An 18,673-nucleotide genomic window follows, 5' to 3' on the forward strand; every position below is an offset into this window, starting at 1 on the left:
TGTTGGGCGATGAAATTTACAATTATGTCAAAGGGAGATCAATCATCAGATACACTGGCAAGCACGATGAAAGAATACTTGCTAGATTTTGGATTTATAATGGATGAAAAGGAACCCGATATTGTAATTTCTGTTGGGGGAGATGGAACGCTTTTATACGCGTTTCATCGTTATTATAATCGATTGGATGAAACAGCATTTGTTGGTGTACATACAGGGCATTTAGGTTTCTATGCAGATTGGTTACCGACAGAAGTAGAGAAATTAGTAATTGCAATTGCTAAAACACCATTCCAAGTGGTGGAATATCCGCTTTTAGAAGTGATTATTCGCTATGTGAATGGGAGTAAAGAATCACAGTATTTGGCGATGAATGAAGCAACTGTAAAAAGTGCAGAAGGTACATTAGTAACAGAAGTAGAAATACGCGGAGAGTACTTTGAAACGTTCCGCGGAGATGGTCTTTGTATTTCTACTCCTTCGGGAAGTACTGCGTATAATAAGGCGCTTGGCGGAGCGATTATTCACCCTTCTATTGAAGCGATTCAAATTGCAGAAATGGCATCTATTAATAACCGTGTGTTTCGTACTGTAGGCTCGCCACTCGTATTGCCGAAGCATCATACATGTGTGTTGAAGCCGGCTGCAGGAATGAACTTACAAATTACGGTGGACCATTTAACGATGGTTCATCAAGATGTGAAATCAATCCAGTATCGCGTTGCAAACGAGAAAGTACGATTTGTTCGTTTCCGTCCATTCCCGTTCTGGAAACGAGTTCGTGACTCGTTTGTTGCAGATAAATAGAAAGGGTTTATATATTTGAACAGATTTACATTGAAATGGGATATAGAATCGGCTGAAGAGGGAACTTTAGTTAGAGAATTTTTAAAAACAAAAGGGATTTCTAAAGCCGCCTTAACGGATATAAAATTTCGCGGCGGAGCTATTGAAGTAAATAATCAACATGCGAGTGTTCGTCATCAGTTGCAAGCTGGTGAAGAATTACGTGTCTTTTTTCCAGTGGAAGAAAGAAGTGAAGGGATGATTAAAGAAGATATCCCTTTAAGTATTGTATATGAAGATGATGCGGTTCTTGTCATAAACAAAGAGGCGAACATGTCAACGATTCCGTCTAGAGAACATCCGGCAGGGAGTGTTGCGAATGCGCTCTTATCTTATTATGATAAGCAGCATCTTGCAAGTACGGTGCACATCGTAACAAGATTAGATCGTGATACTTCAGGGCTTATGCTTATTGCAAAAAATCGTTTCGTGCATCATCTTTTATCGAAACAGCATCAACAAAAAGCTGTGAAAAGAACATATGAAGCAATTGTTCACGGTGAGATGATAGAACGAGAAGGAACGATTGATGCACCGATTGGACGAAAATCGGATAGCATTATTGAGCGAACCGTTTGTGAAAATGGGCAAAGAGCAGTTACTCATTTTAGAATGATGGATAGCGCCAATCATAAGACACATGTATCACTTGAGCTTGAGACCGGAAGAACGCATCAAATTCGTGTACATATGGCTCATATAGGCCACCCGTTACTTGGTGATGATTTATATGGAGGACGAAGAGATGTGATAAAACGTCAAGCACTTCATAGTACATCTTTGACGTTTTATCATCCTATTTTAGAGAAGGAAATGTCTTTCACTACAACGATTCCAAGCGATATGGAAGAGGTATTAAGGCATACTTAAAAAGGGAACAAAATTCTTATGTAACGAAGAATTTTGTTCCCTTTTTTCTTAGCGGAATAATATTAAAATTTGATTTTCACCCGTGCGCTTTATAACGAAAAAGCCACTTTCGGATTTTGTAGCAATGCCATCGTTATTTGGACGACAATATCCATGCGTTTCGCAAGTGCCGTCATCGCGTACTAACATTTGTCCAATTAATCCGACAGGAAGCCACTCGGTACGATCTTTTCTTGCTATATATTTGCAAGTTGGATCCCATTCTGTATTTAAAAGAGGTTGTATGTCTTGCGATTCCGTACGTACATATTGGCGTTTTCCAAAGTTATCTGTTTTATAGCGTTTTTGCCAACTTAAAGCACCGCTATTTCCTATAAGGGCAGGGGTTGCACTAGATATTCCTAAAATGAATGAATCATTTGAAGTAGCGATCCGAATTTTTTCTTCGCTACTAAATGTAACGAAATAACCTACATCAATAAAATGATTGTCTGCTGTTTCAAACATTTGTGCAAAATCAGTTCCACTTGCATTGTAAGAAGCACCATCAATATACATTTCCCCATTATGAGCAAGCCACTTTGCACCGATATTATGATCGGTTTCATTTGTGCCGTTTGCAATAAACCAAGAATAAGATTCTTCTGCTATGCCGAAGCGCCCCATAATATGGCTACCCGCAAAATGAGCTGTTGATGTATGATTACCTTCCGCATGAGAAGAGAATCCGTTAGCGATAGTCGCGGTTCCTTCTGCATGTGCTGCTTCGCCTAAAGCGATTGTATGTTTACCTTCTGCATGAGAATAAGAGCCACCTGCTGTCGTTTCACTTCCTTCACTATGGGAACTATGTCCAGTTGCTTTCGTTTTTGATCCTTCCGCATGAGAGAAAGAAGCTTTTGCGTGTGTAAGAAGCCCTTCTGAATGTGAAGCTGTACCCTCTGCATTAGAGTGAAGCCCCTCTGCATGTGCATACCGTCCGCCTTTTTTTACTTTTGTATTTTCAGGTGTAGGAGTTTGAATTATGATCGTTTTTTCTGTTTGTATATCATTGGATGGTGCTAATGCTTCTCTCATTTTTTTCACTTGATTTATAATAGCAGCTGGAATTTCTGATTCTGCTTTTTTATTAATTGCTACAGGGATGTCTTCTTCTGTATTTTTCTCTGTTTGCTCAGAAGGCACAATCTGTTCAGGGTGAGTAGAGAGAGGTTTATTTTTTTGCTGCATCTTTGTTTTTCTATTATCGATTATGCGGCTCATTACAGCATTTTCTAAAGAGACATATTTTGGTTTAGCTTTGTTTTTGGGGGAAGCCCCTTGTCCGTCCGGTTCTTCTAAAGCTGCAGCTCGAATGCTGCACCAGTTGTTAATTCCGTACATGGGTAGATAAAAAGGCGGGCATTTTCTTTTTTGTTTAGAAGATTTTTTCTTCATTCTGTCACCTCCTGCGACAGTATATGCCGTGTAATTAAAAAAAGATGCACTTTATTGCATCTTTTTTTTATTACTTTACCTAGTTTTTATAGGAGAACAGCCTAAATGATACGGTAATCCTCGTAATTTGTGAATGGTATCTGAAATAAGGATAGTTATGAAATTGGGCGAAATTTTTCAGGGACAAAAGACAGGGAGGAAGGGACGGACACGGTTTCCATCTCAGGGTAACGTAGTCCGGTTAGTTTGCTACCAAATACAGCGCCAGTGTCAATATTGACTGTATGATTTACGAAGCGAGGTTCTTTAACGGGTGTATGTCCATATACAATCCAAGCTTTTCCTTTATATTCTTTTGCCCAGTCGCGACGGACAGGAGAGCCGTCAGCATGTTTTTCTCCTGTAATATCGCCATATAATACAAAGGTTTGTACTTTTTTATCTTGTCTTCCTATGTAATCTTGCCGAATTCCAGCGTGACATACAATTAACCTTTTCTCATCGAGTACGTGATATAAAGGGGATTGCTCATAAAGTGTGATGAATTTTTCTTTTATAATGTTTTGTTTATGAGAAGGCAGTGCTTCATATTCGGCAACAGTTGTTTCGAGTCCATGAGCGATTGTCACATTACGCCCAAGGAAAAAACGGTATAGTTTATTACAGTGATTTCCCGGAGCGTAATAAGCTATTTTTTTATTTATGACAAGTTCCCATACAATTTCAATCATACGTAATGAATGAGGGCCGCGATCTGTAATATCACCAACAAATGCAAGCTTACGTTGGTCAGGGTGAAACGGCAGGTCACTATTCCAGTTGTATCCGAGTTTCGTCGTTAAATCTTGAAACTCTTGAAAGCATCCATGAATATCCCCTATAATGTCAAATTTCATATTTAAACCTCCACCATATTTTTCATTAGTATATCTAAAAAAGGATAGAGATAAAAATATACTGTTTTTGTACGTCATTTAAACATAAAGATTTTCGTTCTTGAGCGAACGTTTAAAACGAATCCAAGCGCTATCATGTATGTGAGTAAGGAACTTCCTCCGTAGCTCATAAGGGGCAATGTGATTCCTGTAATAGGTAGTAATCCGATGGTCATCCCGATATTTTGAAATACTTGAAAAGTAAACATTCCGATTGTACCAGCACAGATGTAACTACCGAAAGGGTCATTACTTTCTAAAGCTATATGAATCATGCGGAAAATAAGTAAGAAAAAAAGTGAAATAATGACACTTGCGCCTAAAAATCCGAATTGCTCAGCGACATTGGTGAAAATAAAATCTGTATGTGGTTCTGGAAAGTATACTTGTCCATTTTCCCAACCTTTTCCTTGCATTTCCCCTGATCCAGTAGCTAAGAAAGCTTGTCTTAATTGATAGCCTTGTGCATCATATTTGTATGGCGCTAACCAGCCGTAGAAGCGATTTAGTTGATATTCTTGTAAAATGTGTGCTTTAAAGAATTTTGTATGAGTAAAAAAAATATACGTTAATGTAACGCCAGCAGCAAAGATACCGGAAACTAATCCGAAAATAAACCGCCAACGTATACCAGAAACTAGTATCATTGCTGCGAGCATAGCTGAAATTACCATTGTGTTTCCTAAATCAGGTTCCTTTGCAATAAGTAGTAGGGGTGGCAAACTCGTTGCACATATTTTTCCGAGTAATAAAAAATCGCCGTGTATTGTCCGGAAAAAATATTTCTCATTGTGATTTGCTATAATTCGTCCAGTGACGATAATTAAAAACAATTTCATAATTTCAGACGGCTGGAAATTTCCGAGGCCGGGAAGCCTGTACCAAGCGGTAGCACCTTTTATTGTAACAGCACCTGGTACTTGAAGTTCTAGTCCAATAAGTAGTACCAATGCAAAGCTATATAAATACCAAGCAATTTTTTGATAACGATCGAAATCAATAATCATAATCATACCAATGGCTATAAATCCAATGAAGTACCATTGGATTTGCTTTAATACAAAATTTACGCTTTGCAAAAATGGTGGTAAAGAGGCTTGTGCACTTGCAATTGCAAAGCAACTAACAGTCCCAATGGCAAATAAGATGAATAGTAATACGTAGTCTATTTGATATTGAGAATTTGGATCTTTCAATGTATGTATTCCTTTCTATTGCCTAGTAAGTATATGGATCATTTCATGATAAAAATAATATACAAGCAGACTATGCATACATTTATTCCACTATTTGTGGGAAGTCATACATCACGAGGAAGGAATAGCTCCTCCCTTGTGATGGACTATATTGCACGGAGCTCTTTTGTAATGATATTTAAACAATAAGAAAGTCGTGCATGTGTATTTTTATCTGGAATGAGGTTTGGAAATAGATCGTAAAATTTGGTCGCATTTTTATACCATCCGTAAGCTCTTATCAAACCTTTTTTATAATACTTGGCGTCTTGTAAGAAACCATACTTTTTCGAGGTTAAAACGAGCTGAGAAAAATCTTCACAGCCCTCAAGGAATTTGTGACGTACTTGCTGTCCAGTATGGAGACGGAATGAACTTAAGGGCTCAGTTATATACATTGCATCACCTTTTGAAAGTAAACTTATCCAAGAGGCCATATCAACACTACAACCATATTTTCTGCCATTTAAAGTGCCGAAAGGTTCCGTTAATAGGCTTTTTCTAAAGAGTACGATTGTAGGCTCACCGATAATATTTTGTCCTGCCATAAGCATACGGTTTCCAAAATCTTTCCCATTTAGTAGAGTATCTTCCTCATATAATTTTTTCATGGAGGGATGTTGTTCAATTATATCTCCATTATCATCAATCCAAGTGCGATAGGATGTGATAAGTGCGAGATTTTTATTGAGGTCTTGTTGGAAATAAAACATCATTTTTTCGATTTTATTATTATAAAATGTATCATCGTCCATTAAGAAATTTATGTACTCTCCATTTGACTGTTCTAAGAGCATAAGGGCGTTATGAAATTGTCCTAGAGTAGAGGCATTTCGAATGTATGTTATATGTTTATGCTTATGTAAATAATGTCTGTATATTAATTTTTCTGTTTCATTATTTGTACTATCGTCCCCTACAATAATTTCAATATTTGAATACGTTTGTGCTAATGCACTTTCTAAAGCAATTTTAAAATAATGTGGTCGATTATAGGTGGGAATAAGGATGGAAACGAGAGGCGGATTTTTTATATTATTCATATACAACTACCTTTCAGAAGTTTTTTGTGTAAGAATAATATCTTGATAACTTGTGTGTTCAGTTCTGCTACACCATGAACCATAATGAGGGGGGGACTGTATTTCTAGCCCATATTTATTTAATAGGGTACGAATATCTTCCTCAGGATAGGCAACTGCGAAATTAGGGATATCTTTATTTAGAACATAACAATTGTCAATTTGATGATAAAAACCTAACGTACTTAGTCCTGCATTTAAATAATAGGATGATTCAGGGGTAATTAAAAAGAAAGTAATAAAACATCTCCCATCTTTTTTCAGAACTCGTGCGATCTCGCATACGTAATGTTCTAATTCTTTCGGAAGGAGATGGGTAAATACAGACGTTAAAAAAATAAAATCGAATGATTCATCTTCATATGGAAACTTGTATTGGGAAGCATCTTCTTTTCCATCGGGATTGTAGAATTGATTATATATATCGACATGTTCAAAATGGAAATTGTTACGGCGTGTAGAAATGTTATTTTTGCACCATGTAATTCCCGCATTGAATAAGTCAAATCCATAATAAGTACCTTCATCGCTTAAATAGTTCATTAATGGAACCGCCATTCGGCCAATGCCGCAGCCTACATCTAACACTGTTTCATTTGATTTTAAATTGCCAATTTCAATAAAATACTGCATAAACTCTTTTCCAACTTCTTCAAAATTACCACCTACATATTGAACGAGTTCTGGTGGTGGAATTAATGTGATTTTTTTCTCGTTTTCGTTCATACATTCACTCCGTCCTTGTAGTAAAGTAGGGGATTTCTATTGTATATATAAGTTAATCATTTATAGTGAGGGGAACTTTACACAATTAGTTTTTATAAATAAGTAGTGTAATAGGACCCCTCAAAAAATAAAGTTATATTCTATTCTTTTCGCCAATAAATACCGAAATCATCAATTTTAGTAATAGGAGCTTGTAAGTTTCTTTCCTTTCTGAAATCAATTACAGCCTCTGCACATGTTACCAATCCGTAATCATCAATAATAATATAGCCACCTGTTGAAACTTTATCGTATAAGTTTACAAGACTATCCATCGTTGATTCGTACATATCACCATCAAGGCGAGCAATTGCAATTTTTTCTACCGGTGCTGAAGGCAATGTATCTTTAAACCAACCCTTTAAAAATTTCACCTGATCATTTAATAAATCGTATTTTCTAAAGTTTTCTTGTACTGTTTCTAAAGAAACCCGTAAGTAATCGAATGTGTGTAAATAATCACCGTAATCTTTCGGATATTGTTCTAAGTTAGGTGCTGGCAGACCTTCAAACGAATCGGCAACCCACACAGTACGATCCGTAATGTTGTTTGCTTGTAAAAAACCATTCATAAAAATGCATGATCCTCCGCGCCATACACCAGTTTCAATAAAATCACCTTCTATATTTTCCCTTACAACAGTTTCCATAGCCTCATGTAATTGATTCATACGTTTTCGACCAACCATACTGTGTGCTGCTCTTGGCCAATCCTTTCCACCTTGACGCTCACTTTTTGAAACGTTAGGATCAACGATTTTCAAATTGTGATTTTCTACGTATTGCTTGAGAAATAAAGGAAGCGGAACTGTAACTGGTTCATAGGATAGCTCTTTAGATATATGTAACGAAGCAGGTAAGTATGGTTCGTATTCTAACCATATTTCAAATAAAATTGTTTTCTTTAATAGCTCAAGATAAAGCTGAACAGCTGATTTATTTTCCATATAAGTGCCTCCCGCGGAATGTCATACAACATTATGACTATGTAGAAAAGAAAGATTTAATGATTGAATTTAATAATGAAAAAGCAGTAAAACTGATATCAGTTTTACTGCTAAGTACAAAATTAAGCGATTTTTTCAATAATAATTGATGCACTTGTACCAAGAGCTAGTGATAATCCAATTCCTGTAACAATTGCTTCAACGAGTGATGGTGTTGTAGTAATTTGTGTAATGGCTTGGATAACGATAGGAGCTCCAAGTGAAATTAAGCTTGTGCCCGCACCTGGTACATTAACTCCATTAACTTGAATTCCAAGACTTCCTAATAAACTTACTGCCGCTGTATAAGCAATAACAGTAATTTTATAGAAACCAGTTTCACTAATTACGAAAGTATCGGCATCCATTTGAGAAATTGCTGTACCAAACTGAGATCCAACGGTATTAAATGGTACTGGATCATTAATTCCAAGAGCTAAAGAAACTGTAGCTGAGTTAAAGGCATACAATCCTGCTGGAAGTCCTAAGCCAGAAGGCCCAGTCGGCCCAGTTGGCCCAGTTGGCCCAGTTGGTCCAGTCGGTCCGGTAGCGCCAGTCGGTCCAGTAGCACCAGTTGGCCCAGTTGGCCCAGTTGGCCCAGTTGGCCCAGTTGGCCCAGTTGGCCCAGTCGGCCCAGTCGGTCCAGTCGGTCCAGTCGGCCCAGTCGGCCCAGTAGCACCAGTTAGCCCAGTCGGTCCAGTCGGTCCAGTCGGTCCAGTCGGTCCAGTTAGCCCAGTCGGTCCAGTTAGCCCAGTCGGTCCAGTCGGTCCAGTCGGTCCAGTCGGCCCAGTCGGCCCAGTCGGTCCAGTCGGCCCAGTTGGTCCAGTCGGTCCAGAAGGTCCAGTTGGTACAGTTGGCCCAGTCGGCCCAGTTGGTCCAGTCGGTCCAGTCGGCCCGGTAGGAAGGGTAAACGGTGGTATTGGTGGTAATGTTGGTCCTACAAGATTAGGGTCAAATGCACTAGCTGATAAAGATTCATCGGGATTTAATCCATCTGAATAATTATTATTTGACATAAATTCACCTCCATAAAGCGTTCATTATATAGTAGATGCAAAACCGGAAGAAAATGACACGGACATTTGAATTATTGAAAAGAAATCTTAAACTGCTTGTGCAAGTTAAAAAAGTGGAAAGTTTATTGTATGTATAACATATGATTGATTTGGAAGAGGGTGATTATGTTGAACAAGCAAGGAATTACAATTAGTCTATGTATGATTGTTCGAGATGAGGAAGATACAATCGGTCGATGTTTAGATGCAGTAGAAAAAATCGTTGATGAAATTATTATAGTTGATACAGGTTCCATTGATCGAACGAAAGAAATTGTAGCTCAATATACCTCTAACATATATGACTTTCCATGGATTAATGATTTTGCGGCAGCTAGAAATTTTTCTTTTTCAAAAGCAACGCAAGAATATATATTATGGCTAGATGCTGATGATGTGTTATTAGAAGATGCTCAAGAGGCATTGAAGCTATTAAAAAAAGAATTAGATTCTAATGTGGATGCTGTTTCGATGCCTTATCATCTTGTAATGGATTCTAATGGGAAACCTTTATATTGTACAAAAAGATATCGGCTTGTAAAGCGTGAAAAAGAATTTCAATGGTTTGGAAAGGTGCATGAGTATTTAGCTATTTTTGGTGAGATTTTTAATAGTAATGTTGCGGTTACGCATAAAAAAGAAAAGAAAGTAACGAACCGCAATTTGAAAATTTTTCAGGATGCTGTAGCAGCTGGAGAAGAATTGAGTCCGAGAGATTTGTTTTATTACGCGAATGAATCTATGGATAATCAAAAATATGATGATGCAGTTTTACTTTATAAAACATTTCTTAATCAAGATGAAGGTTGGTATGAAGAGAAAATTTATGCATGTGGTAAATTAGGAGATTGCTATGCAAAGCTTGGAATGTGGGAGAAGGCAGTTGAATCTTGTGTAAAGTCATTTCGGTATGATGTCCCTAGAGGAGAGAATTGTACAAGAATAGGATATATATATATGGATCAACAAAAATACAATGAAGCAATTTTTTGGTTTAAACTTGCAACAGAAGTGACAATGGCAACAGAGAGTCCTTTTCACAGTCCAGCTAGCTACACATGGATTCCCTATTTACAAATGTGTATTTGTTATAGCAAGTTAGGCGAGCAAGATAAAGCTTATTATTACAATGAATTAGCAGCTTCTTATGTTCCAAATAATGCTGCAATTGAATATAACCGTAAATATTTTCGGAGTGTTTTTGATAAACAATATAAATCGTTATAGGTTGCGTTTTTCTAGAAATGATGTAGCACGATTCTAACTCTAATAGATTGGCTATATAGTAAAGTATCGGCAATGTAACCAGTACTGGTTACATCTATAGACTTTAGATGAGATTTATATTTCAAATTCAATTTGCATAAGGAGTGTGTAAAATGAATTCCCCAAAAAATTCTTTATACGAAGAAAAGTCCGGGCATTATTATAATGCAGTGAATCCGAATTTATTAAAGCATATAAAAAAGGAATGGAAAGAAGTTCTTGATATCGGTTGCTCGAGTGGTGCATTGGGAGCTGCCATAAAAGAAAATGGCACACGTGTATCAGGAATTGAGGCATTCCAAGAGGCGGCAGAACAAGCAAAAGAAAAACTAGATCATGTTGTTTTAGGTGATATAGAAACAATGGATATGCCGTATGAGGAGGAGCAATTTGATTGCGTTATATTTGGTGACGTACTAGAGCATTTATTTGATCCGTGGGCTGTAATAGAAAAAGTAAAACCATATATAAAGCAAAATGGTGTAATTTTGGCTAGTATCCCGAACGTTTCTCACATTTCAGTATTAGCGCCCCTACTCGCTGGAAATTGGACGTATACAGAATATGGTTTATTAGATAAAACACATATTCGTTTCTTTACATTTAATGAAATGCTACGAATGTTTTTAAAAGCAGGCTATTCAATTAGTAAAGTAGATCGTGTATATGTTGATCATAAAATGTATGAACCGCTTATTGAGGAATTATATGGAATTTGTAAAAAATATCGTCTTGGAAGTGGCTTCATGGCTGAGACGGTTGTATTTCAATATATTATTGAAGCAGAAAAATCACAATTATGAGTGCGGCAGATAAAACAATATTATTTGTTACGTGTATAAATGATCGGAAAATGTATGCACAATGTGCGCGACATATATTACAATTGCCAGTTCCTCCAGGATATACGATACAATTTATGCCGATTCGAAACGCAGAAAGTATGACGAGTGGATATAATAAAGCAATTTCGCATCCAGCAAAATATAAAGTGTATATACATCAAGATGTTTTCATTGTAAATGTAGGATTTTTATATGGATTACTTCAATTGTTTCAGGAACATGAACATCTTGGAATGATTGGTATGGTTGGAGCCCAATATGTTCCTCCAAATGGAATATGGAATGTAGGCAGAGGAGTTGTTGGAAAAGTCATTGGTTATATGAATGATTTATTTTATATGGCGAGTCAAGAAAAGCCGTATCATGACTCAAAAACATTTATGCCAGTTGAATGTATTGACGGATTATTAATGGCAACGCAATACGATATTCCGTGGCGGGAAGACTTGTTTGATGGATTTGACTATTATGATGTGTCTCAATCATTTGAATTTAGAAAAGCAGGCTATACAGTTGGGGTTCCTGTACAGCGTGATGCGTGGTGCATTCATTATCATATTGATGTGAATATGACAAACTATGAAAAGTATAGAAAAATATTTGTGGAGCACTATATGTCAGATGTAAATCAAGACGAATAGAGGGGCTACAAAATGAAAGATCATACAATATTAGTCGTTGTTTGTATAAATAATGAAGAGCTATTTGAACAATGTGAGAGACAAATAAGAAACCTTTTTGTTCCCCCTGGTTATGTCGTACAAATTTTTCCGATACGAGATGCGAAAAGTATGGCAAGTGCATATAACCGAGCACTTTCATATCCCGCGAAGTATAAGGTTTATATACATCAAGATACTTATCTTATTAATCGTGAGATGTTTTATACACTCATTTCACTTTTTAAAGATAACGAAAAACTTGGTTTAATTGGCGTAGCTGGTGCTCAGTTTTTACCGAGTAACGGGATATGGTGGGAAGGGAAAAATTTGGTCGGGAAAGTGATTGAGTACAGAAGACAGAATTATCAATTATTAAATTTAGATCAGCTGTTTTATGGGAATCAATCATTTATGTCAGTTCAAGCAATTGATGGATTATTAATGGCCACACAATATGATATTCCGTGGCGAGAAGACTTGTTTCAAGGATTCCACTTTTATGATGTGTCGCAGTCTTTAGAATTTCAAAAGGCGGGTTATTTAATTGGTATCCCTAATCAAGCAAATTTATGGTGTATTCACTACAACGGGGATGAGTTTGATGCGGATACATATGAGAAGGATCGGAAAGTGTTTGTAGAACATTACAAAGATATACTATCTCCATCATAAGGGAGAGATGCAGGATGAAAGGAATTATTTTAGCAGGTGGAACTGGATCGAGATTATATCCTATAACGAAAGTAACGAATAAACACTTGCTTCCTGTTGGACGTTATCCAATGATATATCATGCGGTATATAAGCTAAAACAATGCGAAATTACAGATATTATGATTATTACAGGTAAAGAACATATGGGAGATGTTGTTAGTTTTTTAGGGAGCGGTCAAGAGTTTGGTGTGTCTTTTACGTATCGTGTGCAAGATAAGGCTGGCGGAATTGCACAAGCATTAGGGCTCTGTGAGAGTTTCGTCGGGAACGATCGTATGGTAGTTATATTAGGCGATAATATCTTTTCTGATGATATTCGTCCGTATGTTGAAGAGTTTGCAAGTCAAAAAGAGGGTGCGAAAGTACTGCTACAATCTGTAGATGATCCGGAGAGATTTGGTGTAGCAAATATTCAAAACCGAAAAATAATTGAAATTGAAGAAAAACCGAAAGAGCCGAAAAGTTCCTATGCAGTTACAGGGATTTATTTGTATGATTCGAAAGTTTTTTCTTATATAAAAGAATTAAAACCTTCCGCAAGGGGAGAACTTGAAATTACAGATATTAATAATTGGTATTTAAAACGAGGGGTACTTACTTATAATGAAATGAGCGGTTGGTGGACAGATGCGGGAACTCATGTTTCTCTTCAAAAGGCGAATACGTTAGCGAGGGATATAAACTTTGGGAAACAGTTTAACGGAGAATAGGTGAGAATATGAAAGTTGTAGAAACAAACTTTACCGACGCAAAATTGTTAGAACCGAGGTTATTTGGAGATGAGCGTGGCTTTTTTACAGAAAGTTATAATAAGAAGGTGCTAGAAACATTAGGGATTACTTATTCATTTGTACAGGATAACGTATCTTATTCAGCTAGGTCGGGAACGATTCGGGGATTACACTTTCAAAAAAATCCGAAAGCACAAACGAAACTTATTCAAGTTATGCAAGGAGCAATCTATGACGTTATCGTCGATTTACGAAAAGATTCCCCAACGTTTCAACAGTGGAGAGGATATATTTTAAGTGCAGATAATTACCGGCAATTATTAGTGCCAAAAGGATTTGCACATGGTTTTTGTACACTTGTTCCGCATACGATTGTTATGTATAAAGTAGATGAATATTATAGCGCCGAGCATGACTCAGGGTTACTTTGGAGCGATAAAGAATTAGCAATTCCATGGCCGGTAACAAGTCCTATTTTGTCTGATAAAGATCGAATATTACCGTTACTTCAGGAATGTGAAGATAGCTTTTGAGTAGGAGAGTTGTTATATGAATATATTAGTAACAGGTGGGGCCGGATTTATTGGAAGTAATTTTGTTCATTACATGTTACAAAGATATGAAACATATAAAATTATTAATTTCGATGCATTAACATATAGCGGGAATTTAAATAACGTGAAGCCTCTTCAAGGGCATCCGAATTACTCTTTTGTAAAAGGGGAAATTCAAAATGGAGAGCTGCTAGAGCATGTCATAAAAGAGCGAGACGTCCATGTGATTGTAAATTTCGCAGCTGAATCACATGTGGACCGTAGTATTGAAAATCCGATCCCTTTTTATGATACAAATGTAATTGGGACAGTCACCTTATTAGAATTAGTAAAAAAATATCCACATATCAAACTCGTGCAAGTATCAACAGATGAGGTGTACGGCTCTTTAGGGAAAACAGGGCGATTTACCGAGGAAACCCCATTAGCTCCAAATAGTCCATACTCTTCAAGCAAGGCGAGCGCCGACATGATAGCTTTATCTTATTATAAAACATATCAATTACCAGTTATAGTAACGCGTTGCTCCAATAACTATGGGCCGTATCAATATCCTGAAAAATTAATTCCATTAATGGTTACGAATGCGCTGGAAGGAAAAAAACTACCGTTATATGGCGATGGATTAAATGTAAGAGATTGGTTACATGTAACGGATCATTGTAGTGCGATTGACGTTGTTCTGCATAAGGGACGTATAGGAGAAGTATATAATATAGGTGGAAATAATGAAAAAACGAATTTAGATGTTGTGGAACAAATTATCTCTCTCTTAGGAAAAACGAAAGAAGATATTGCGTATGTTACAGACCGTTTAGGGCATGATCGTCGTTATGCGATTGATGCACAAAAGATGAAGAATGAGCTTGGGTGGGAACCGCAGTATACGTTTGAACAGGGGCTAAAAGAAACTGTGGAATGGTATGAACATCATATAGAATGGTGGACACCACTAAAAGAAAAGTAAGGGGCATAGAAATGAAAGAACGGCTTATCATAACGGGAGCAAACGGTCAATTAGGAAAGCAACTACAAGAAGAGTTAAATCCTGAAGAATATGACATATATCCATTTGATAAAAAGTTACTAGATATAACAAATATATCCCAAATGCAGCAAGTGGTACAAGAAGTAAGGCCACACATAATTATTCATTGTGCAGCGTATACGAAGGTTGATCATGCTGAGAAAGAACAAGATCTTGCTTATGTAATAAATGCAATAGGAGCTCGAAATGTAGCGGTTGCTTCACAATTAGTAGGGGCAAAGTTAGTTTATATTAGTACTGATTATGTATTTCAGGGCGACAGACCGGAAGGGTATGATGAATTTCAGAATCCGTCGCCAATAAATATATACGGAGCTTCTAAGTATGCAGGAGAGCAGTTCGTCAAAGAGTTACATAATAAATATTTTATCGTTCGCACATCGTGGTTATATGGTAAGCATGGAAATAATTTTGTGAAAACGATGATGCGATTAGGGAAAGACAGGACAGAAGTGTCTGTTGTAGCGGATCAAATCGGCTCTCCTACTTATGTGGCGGATTTAAATGTGATGATTAATAAGCTCATTCATACTTCTTTATATGGTACGTATCATGTATCAAATAGAGGCTCATGTTCTTGGTTTGAATTTGCAAAAAAAATATTTGCGTATGCAAATATGAAAGTGAATGTATTACCAGTTTCAACTGAAGAATTTGGAGCAGCGGCAGCGAGACCAAAATATTCTGTTTTTCAACATAACATGCTACGATTAAATGGTTTTTCACAAATGCCTTCTTGGGAAGAAGGATTAGAGCGGTTTTTTATAGAAACAAAAAGTCATTAACAAAATTTAAGTTAATGACTTTTTTGTTTGCCTTTAAGAGGTTTTATGGTACTATAATTATAGTATCAGGTACTAATAACAAGTATAAGCAATTCTGGGAGGATATATCATGGAACTATTACAAGGGAAAACATTTGTTGTTATGGGCGTTGCGAACCAAAGAAGTATTGCGTGGGGAATTGCTCGCTCTTTGCATAATGCAGGTGCAAAATTAATATTCACATATGCAGGAGAACGTTTAGAAAGAAACGTTCGTGAATTAGCGGACACATTAGAAGGACAAGAATCACTTGTATTACCTTGTGATGTAACAAATGATGAAGAACTTACAGCTTGCTTTGAAACAATTAAGCAAGAGGTTGGTACAATTCACGGTGTTGCACACTGTATTGCTTTTGCAAATCGTGATGATTTAAAAGGTGAATTTGTAGATACTTCTCGCGATGGATTTTTACTTGCACAAAATATTAGTGCATTCTCTTTAACAGCTGTAGCAAGAGAAGCGAAGAAAGTAATGACAGAAGGCGGAAATATTTTAACGTTAACATACCTTGGCGGCGAGCGCGTTGTGAAAAATTATAACGTAATGGGTGTTGCGAAAGCTTCATTAGAAGCGAGCGTGAAATATTTAGCTAACGATTTAGGTCAACACGGCATTCGCGTTAACGCTATTTCTGCAGGACCAATTCGTACGTTGTCTGCAAAAGGTGTAGGCGACTTTAACTCAATCTTAAGAGAAATTGAGGAGCGCGCACCACTTCGTCGTACAACAACTCCAGAAGAAGTTGGCGATACAGCAGTATTCTTATTCAGTGATTTAGCACGCGGCGTAACAGGAGAAAACATTCACGTTGATTCAGGGTATCATATCCTAGGATAAATATAATTTTCATTTTTAAAGGACAATCTCTAAATGTTGAGATTGTCCTTTTTATTTGTTCTTAGAAAGAATGATTTTTAACGAAAGTTCTTACCACGTTATGAATATAACTATAATAGTACACGATTTATTCAGCTACGTATGGAAGTGGGAGGGACGAGTGTGAAGAATAAAAATAAAAGTTCAACAGTTGGAAAACCGTTGTTATATATTGCGCAAGTAAATTTGGAACTTGCTGCACCGAAAATAAAAAGGATTATCTTAACAAACTTTGAAAATGAGGATCGAAAAGAGCGCAGTAATAGAAACGAAAATGCTGTAAGTAGTGCTGTGGAAGAAGTAATAGAACAACAACAAGAAGAGCAACAAGAAGAACAAGTAGAAGAAAAAATAGAAGAAGAGGAACAAGTACAAGAACAGCAAGAGCCAGTGAGAACTGTTCCGTATAATAAATCATTTAAGGATATGAATAATGATGAGAAAATTCATTTCTTATTAAACCGTCCTCATTACATTCCGAAAGTAAGGTGCAGAATAAAAACGGCTACAGTTTCTTATATTGGATCAATCATATCGTATCGTAATGGCATTGTATCCATTATGCCGCAAAATAGTATGAGAGATATTAAGTTGTCTATAGATGATATCCAATCGATTAGTATGGCCGGCTTTTAAATATGTAAAGGTGGTAGAAATCTTCTACCACCCCAATAGTTTTTTAGTTTACTTCACTTATTAGATAGAAACGTCGCGTAAGCACTGAATCGCACAGAAGCAGCTTAAATCAACAGTAAGACAAGTGTTAGTCGATACTAATCTTGCATTTGGTACAGCTAAAAACGTACAAATTGGATCATTATCAGGTGGTACAGGAGAAGTATCACCTAATACTACAGTTAATACACGTAATACAGCACAGCTATCATCATCTACACTTTCCACACGGAAAATTGGAGATCGGCAGCTTGAAAGGCTTGCAGTTGGTGCAAATGCTTCAAAAGGTTCTCCAGTTTTTGTGTATAAAATAAAAGGGCGTGTATTTGCTACTGAAGCACTATTGTGTGCTCCTAAAAATGGGATTTCACAACCAGATCCACACGTTGTTGTAGAACAATCTTGTAATTCATTGATGAATTTTACAACGTCAACTACACAATGAGAAGAGCCATGGTGTTTATTTTCGTTACAACTCATTAATGTCACTCCTTATCTTCTTGTTTGTATTTACATTAATAAGATATTGGAGTCGAGGAGATTTGGTCACAATCTCAAGAGCTTTTTTTTTAAATAGGCGAAAGAAGATAAGGGAAGGTGGAATCATGCTGTTTACAAGTTGGCTTTTATTTTTCATTTTCGCGTTAGCTGCTTTTAGGCTCACCCGTTTAATTGTTTATGATAAAATTACAGCTTTTTTGCGAAGACCGTTTATTGATGAATTAGAGATTACAGAGCCGGATGGAAGTGTATCAACTTTTACAAAAGTAAAAGGTAAAGGATTAAGAAAGTGGATTGGAGAATTATTAAGCTGTTATTGGTGTACAGGTGTATGGGTTAGTGCTTTTTTATTAGTTTTATATAATTGGATTCCTATCGTTGCAGAGCCGTTACTTGCATTATTAGCTATTGCAGGAGCAGCAGCAATCATTGAAACGATTACAGGATACTTTATAGGAGAATAATATATTTTCATAATACGAGAAAAAGCGGAGTTTAAAAGAATGAGGGAACGGAAATAAAGAGTTGTTCATATAGTAAATAGACAGAATTGACAGTAGAGGAGATGTTTGCTGTGAGTAATAGTCCAAGGCAAAATTCATATGACCTGCAGCAATGGTATCATATACAGCAACAACACCAAGCACAACAACAGGCATACCAAGAACAATTACAACAACAAGGATTTGTGAAGAAAAAGGGATGTAATTGCGGGAAAAAGAAGAACACAATAAAACATTATGAAGAATGAAACACTCATAT

At 36.7% G+C, this 18,673-nt stretch carries 22 protein-coding genes; 14 read left to right on the forward strand and 8 right to left on the reverse strand.

Annotated features, from left to right (window positions below; all coding sequences use genetic code 11):
• The first annotated feature begins 9 nt into the window (after nucleotides 1–9).
• Nucleotides 10–807: an NAD kinase gene (locus NHG49_RS06210; protein ID WP_000673190.1), complete on the forward strand. Its 798-nt coding sequence runs from the start codon at nucleotides 10–12 to the stop codon at nucleotides 805–807.
• Between the two features lie 15 nt (nucleotides 808–822).
• On the forward strand, nucleotides 823–1,716 hold the full coding sequence (locus NHG49_RS06215; protein ID WP_064476807.1) for an RluA family pseudouridine synthase: 894 nt from the start codon (nucleotides 823–825) through the stop codon (nucleotides 1,714–1,716).
• Nucleotides 1,717–1,764: 48 nt separating this feature from the next.
• On the opposite strand, the gene NHG49_RS06220 is transcribed toward NHG49_RS06215, so the two are convergent.
• The 7 genes from NHG49_RS06220 to NHG49_RS06250 form a co-directional block, all read right to left on the reverse strand.
• On the reverse strand, nucleotides 1,765–3,153 hold the full coding sequence (locus NHG49_RS06220) for a peptidase G2 autoproteolytic cleavage domain-containing protein (protein WP_064476806.1): 1,389 nt from the start codon (nucleotides 3,151–3,153) through the stop codon (nucleotides 1,765–1,767).
• A gap of 155 nt (nucleotides 3,154–3,308) precedes the next feature.
• A complete protein-coding gene (prpE, locus tag NHG49_RS06225; RefSeq protein WP_258125617.1) occupies nucleotides 3,309–4,049 on the reverse strand; it encodes a bis(5'-nucleosyl)-tetraphosphatase PrpE in 741 nt (246 codons plus the stop codon).
• A 74-nt stretch (nucleotides 4,050–4,123) separates the two neighbouring features.
• Nucleotides 4,124–5,284, reverse strand: coding sequence for an FtsW/RodA/SpoVE family cell cycle protein (locus NHG49_RS06230; protein WP_064476804.1), 1,161 nt, complete (start codon nucleotides 5,282–5,284; stop codon nucleotides 4,124–4,126).
• A 146-nt stretch (nucleotides 5,285–5,430) separates the two neighbouring features.
• Nucleotides 5,431–6,366, reverse strand: a complete 936-nt coding sequence (locus NHG49_RS06235; RefSeq protein WP_088048328.1) for a glycosyltransferase family 2 protein — start codon at nucleotides 6,364–6,366, stop codon at nucleotides 5,431–5,433.
• 6 nt (nucleotides 6,367–6,372) lie between these two features.
• Entirely contained in the window at nucleotides 6,373–7,131 is a 759-nt protein-coding gene (locus NHG49_RS06240; RefSeq protein WP_064476802.1) for a class I SAM-dependent methyltransferase, read from the reverse strand.
• A 140-nt stretch (nucleotides 7,132–7,271) separates the two neighbouring features.
• On the reverse strand, nucleotides 7,272–8,117 hold the full coding sequence (locus NHG49_RS06245; RefSeq protein WP_064476801.1) for a TylF/MycF family methyltransferase: 846 nt from the start codon (nucleotides 8,115–8,117) through the stop codon (nucleotides 7,272–7,274).
• 122 nt (nucleotides 8,118–8,239) lie between these two features.
• The gene (locus tag NHG49_RS06250; protein WP_258125618.1) at nucleotides 8,240–9,172 is read right to left on the reverse strand and encodes a BclA C-terminal domain-containing protein; all 933 of its coding nucleotides are present in this window, start codon (nucleotides 9,170–9,172) and stop codon (nucleotides 8,240–8,242) included.
• A gap of 165 nt (nucleotides 9,173–9,337) precedes the next feature.
• Between NHG49_RS06250 and NHG49_RS06255 the strand changes: the two genes are divergently transcribed.
• The 10 genes from NHG49_RS06255 to NHG49_RS06300 all read left to right on the forward strand — a co-directional run bounded on the left by NHG49_RS06255 (nucleotide 9,338) and on the right by NHG49_RS06300 (nucleotide 17,371).
• Nucleotides 9,338–10,438: a glycosyltransferase gene (locus NHG49_RS06255; RefSeq protein WP_000932898.1), complete on the forward strand. Its 1,101-nt coding sequence runs from the start codon at nucleotides 9,338–9,340 to the stop codon at nucleotides 10,436–10,438.
• 152 nt (nucleotides 10,439–10,590) lie between these two features.
• On the forward strand, nucleotides 10,591–11,280 hold the full coding sequence (locus NHG49_RS06260) for a class I SAM-dependent methyltransferase (protein WP_001087871.1): 690 nt from the start codon (nucleotides 10,591–10,593) through the stop codon (nucleotides 11,278–11,280).
• The gene (locus NHG49_RS06265; protein ID WP_064476799.1) at nucleotides 11,277–11,963 is read left to right on the forward strand and encodes a glycosyltransferase family protein; all 687 of its coding nucleotides are present in this window, start codon (nucleotides 11,277–11,279) and stop codon (nucleotides 11,961–11,963) included. Before NHG49_RS06260 ends, NHG49_RS06265 begins: the two co-directional genes overlap by 4 nt.
• A gap of 12 nt (nucleotides 11,964–11,975) precedes the next feature.
• Nucleotides 11,976–12,656: a glycosyltransferase family protein gene (locus NHG49_RS06270; RefSeq protein ID WP_000651513.1), complete on the forward strand. Its 681-nt coding sequence runs from the start codon at nucleotides 11,976–11,978 to the stop codon at nucleotides 12,654–12,656.
• Nucleotides 12,657–12,670: 14 nt separating this feature from the next.
• A complete protein-coding gene (locus NHG49_RS06275) occupies nucleotides 12,671–13,408 on the forward strand; it encodes a sugar phosphate nucleotidyltransferase (RefSeq protein ID WP_000676179.1) in 738 nt (245 codons plus the stop codon).
• Nucleotides 13,409–13,416: 8 nt separating this feature from the next.
• Nucleotides 13,417–13,962, forward strand: a complete 546-nt coding sequence (rfbC, locus tag NHG49_RS06280; RefSeq protein WP_088048331.1) for a dTDP-4-dehydrorhamnose 3,5-epimerase — start codon at nucleotides 13,417–13,419, stop codon at nucleotides 13,960–13,962.
• Nucleotides 13,963–13,978: 16 nt separating this feature from the next.
• Nucleotides 13,979–14,950: a dTDP-glucose 4,6-dehydratase gene (rfbB, locus tag NHG49_RS06285; RefSeq protein ID WP_064476797.1), complete on the forward strand. Its 972-nt coding sequence runs from the start codon at nucleotides 13,979–13,981 to the stop codon at nucleotides 14,948–14,950.
• Nucleotides 14,951–14,961: 11 nt separating this feature from the next.
• Nucleotides 14,962–15,816, forward strand: a complete 855-nt coding sequence (gene rfbD, locus NHG49_RS06290; RefSeq protein WP_000664550.1) for a dTDP-4-dehydrorhamnose reductase — start codon at nucleotides 14,962–14,964, stop codon at nucleotides 15,814–15,816.
• A 109-nt stretch (nucleotides 15,817–15,925) separates the two neighbouring features.
• Nucleotides 15,926–16,696 carry an enoyl-ACP reductase FabI gene (gene fabI, locus NHG49_RS06295; RefSeq protein ID WP_000421885.1) on the forward strand — a complete coding sequence of 257 codons (771 nt, stop codon included), beginning with the start codon at nucleotides 15,926–15,928 and terminating at the stop codon, nucleotides 16,694–16,696.
• 141 nt (nucleotides 16,697–16,837) lie between these two features.
• Complete coding sequence (locus NHG49_RS06300; RefSeq protein WP_064476796.1) at nucleotides 16,838–17,371, forward strand: spore coat CotO family protein; 534 nt, start codon at nucleotides 16,838–16,840, stop codon at nucleotides 17,369–17,371.
• 60 nt (nucleotides 17,372–17,431) lie between these two features.
• Here the strand turns inward: NHG49_RS06300 and exsY are convergent, their stop codons facing one another.
• A complete protein-coding gene (exsY, locus tag NHG49_RS06305) occupies nucleotides 17,432–17,890 on the reverse strand; it encodes an exosporium assembly protein ExsY (RefSeq protein WP_001277728.1) in 459 nt (152 codons plus the stop codon).
• A gap of 125 nt (nucleotides 17,891–18,015) precedes the next feature.
• Between exsY and NHG49_RS06310 the strand changes: the two genes are divergently transcribed.
• Together NHG49_RS06310 and NHG49_RS06315 are read left to right on the forward strand one after the other, a co-directional pair.
• Nucleotides 18,016–18,375 (forward strand): DUF1360 domain-containing protein, encoded by a 360-nt coding sequence (locus NHG49_RS06310; protein WP_000899661.1) that lies wholly within the window; start codon nucleotides 18,016–18,018, stop codon nucleotides 18,373–18,375.
• 101 nt (nucleotides 18,376–18,476) lie between these two features.
• The gene (locus NHG49_RS06315; RefSeq protein WP_033657682.1) at nucleotides 18,477–18,662 is read left to right on the forward strand and encodes a hypothetical protein; all 186 of its coding nucleotides are present in this window, start codon (nucleotides 18,477–18,479) and stop codon (nucleotides 18,660–18,662) included.
• The last annotated feature ends 11 nt before the right edge of the window (nucleotides 18,663–18,673 follow it).

This window comes from Bacillus sp. IBL03825 (assembly GCF_024712505.1).
Lineage (GTDB): Bacteria > Bacillota > Bacilli > Bacillales > Bacillaceae_G > Bacillus_A > Bacillus_A wiedmannii.

Bases quoted from the DNA above. Each gene is read 5' to 3' on its own strand.
- exsY (WP_001277728.1), bottom strand. From the start codon at position 17,890: ATGAGTTGTAACGAAAATAAACACCATGGCTCTTCTCATTGTGTAGTT.
- NHG49_RS06260 (WP_001087871.1), top strand. From the start codon at position 10,591: ATGAATTCCCCAAAAAATTCTTTATACGAAGAAAAGTCCGGGCATTAT.
- NHG49_RS06250 (WP_258125618.1), bottom strand. From the start codon at position 9,172: ATGTCAAATAATAATTATTCAGATGGATTAAATCCCGATGAATCTTTA.
- NHG49_RS06315 (WP_033657682.1), top strand. From the start codon at position 18,477: ATGTTTGCTGTGAGTAATAGTCCAAGGCAAAATTCATATGACCTGCAG.
- fabI (WP_000421885.1), top strand. From the start codon at position 15,926: ATGGAACTATTACAAGGGAAAACATTTGTTGTTATGGGCGTTGCGAAC.
- rfbD (WP_000664550.1), top strand. From the start codon at position 14,962: ATGAAAGAACGGCTTATCATAACGGGAGCAAACGGTCAATTAGGAAAG.
- NHG49_RS06255 (WP_000932898.1), top strand. From the start codon at position 9,338: ATGTTGAACAAGCAAGGAATTACAATTAGTCTATGTATGATTGTTCGA.
- NHG49_RS06300 (WP_064476796.1), top strand. From the start codon at position 16,838: ATGGAAGTGGGAGGGACGAGTGTGAAGAATAAAAATAAAAGTTCAACA.
- rfbC (WP_088048331.1), top strand. From the start codon at position 13,417: ATGAAAGTTGTAGAAACAAACTTTACCGACGCAAAATTGTTAGAACCG.
- rfbB (WP_064476797.1), top strand. From the start codon at position 13,979: ATGAATATATTAGTAACAGGTGGGGCCGGATTTATTGGAAGTAATTTT.
- prpE (WP_258125617.1), bottom strand. From the start codon at position 4,049: ATGAAATTTGACATTATAGGGGATATTCATGGATGCTTTCAAGAGTTT.
- NHG49_RS06265 (WP_064476799.1), top strand. From the start codon at position 11,277: ATGAGTGCGGCAGATAAAACAATATTATTTGTTACGTGTATAAATGAT.
- NHG49_RS06240 (WP_064476802.1), bottom strand. From the start codon at position 7,131: ATGAACGAAAACGAGAAAAAAATCACATTAATTCCACCACCAGAACTC.
- NHG49_RS06210 (WP_000673190.1), top strand. From the start codon at position 10: ATGAAATTTACAATTATGTCAAAGGGAGATCAATCATCAGATACACTG.
- NHG49_RS06245 (WP_064476801.1), bottom strand. From the start codon at position 8,117: ATGGAAAATAAATCAGCTGTTCAGCTTTATCTTGAGCTATTAAAGAAA.
- NHG49_RS06310 (WP_000899661.1), top strand. From the start codon at position 18,016: ATGCTGTTTACAAGTTGGCTTTTATTTTTCATTTTCGCGTTAGCTGCT.
- NHG49_RS06275 (WP_000676179.1), top strand. From the start codon at position 12,671: ATGAAAGGAATTATTTTAGCAGGTGGAACTGGATCGAGATTATATCCT.
- NHG49_RS06270 (WP_000651513.1), top strand. From the start codon at position 11,976: ATGAAAGATCATACAATATTAGTCGTTGTTTGTATAAATAATGAAGAG.
- NHG49_RS06235 (WP_088048328.1), bottom strand. From the start codon at position 6,366: ATGAATAATATAAAAAATCCGCCTCTCGTTTCCATCCTTATTCCCACC.
- NHG49_RS06220 (WP_064476806.1), bottom strand. From the start codon at position 3,153: ATGAAGAAAAAATCTTCTAAACAAAAAAGAAAATGCCCGCCTTTTTAT.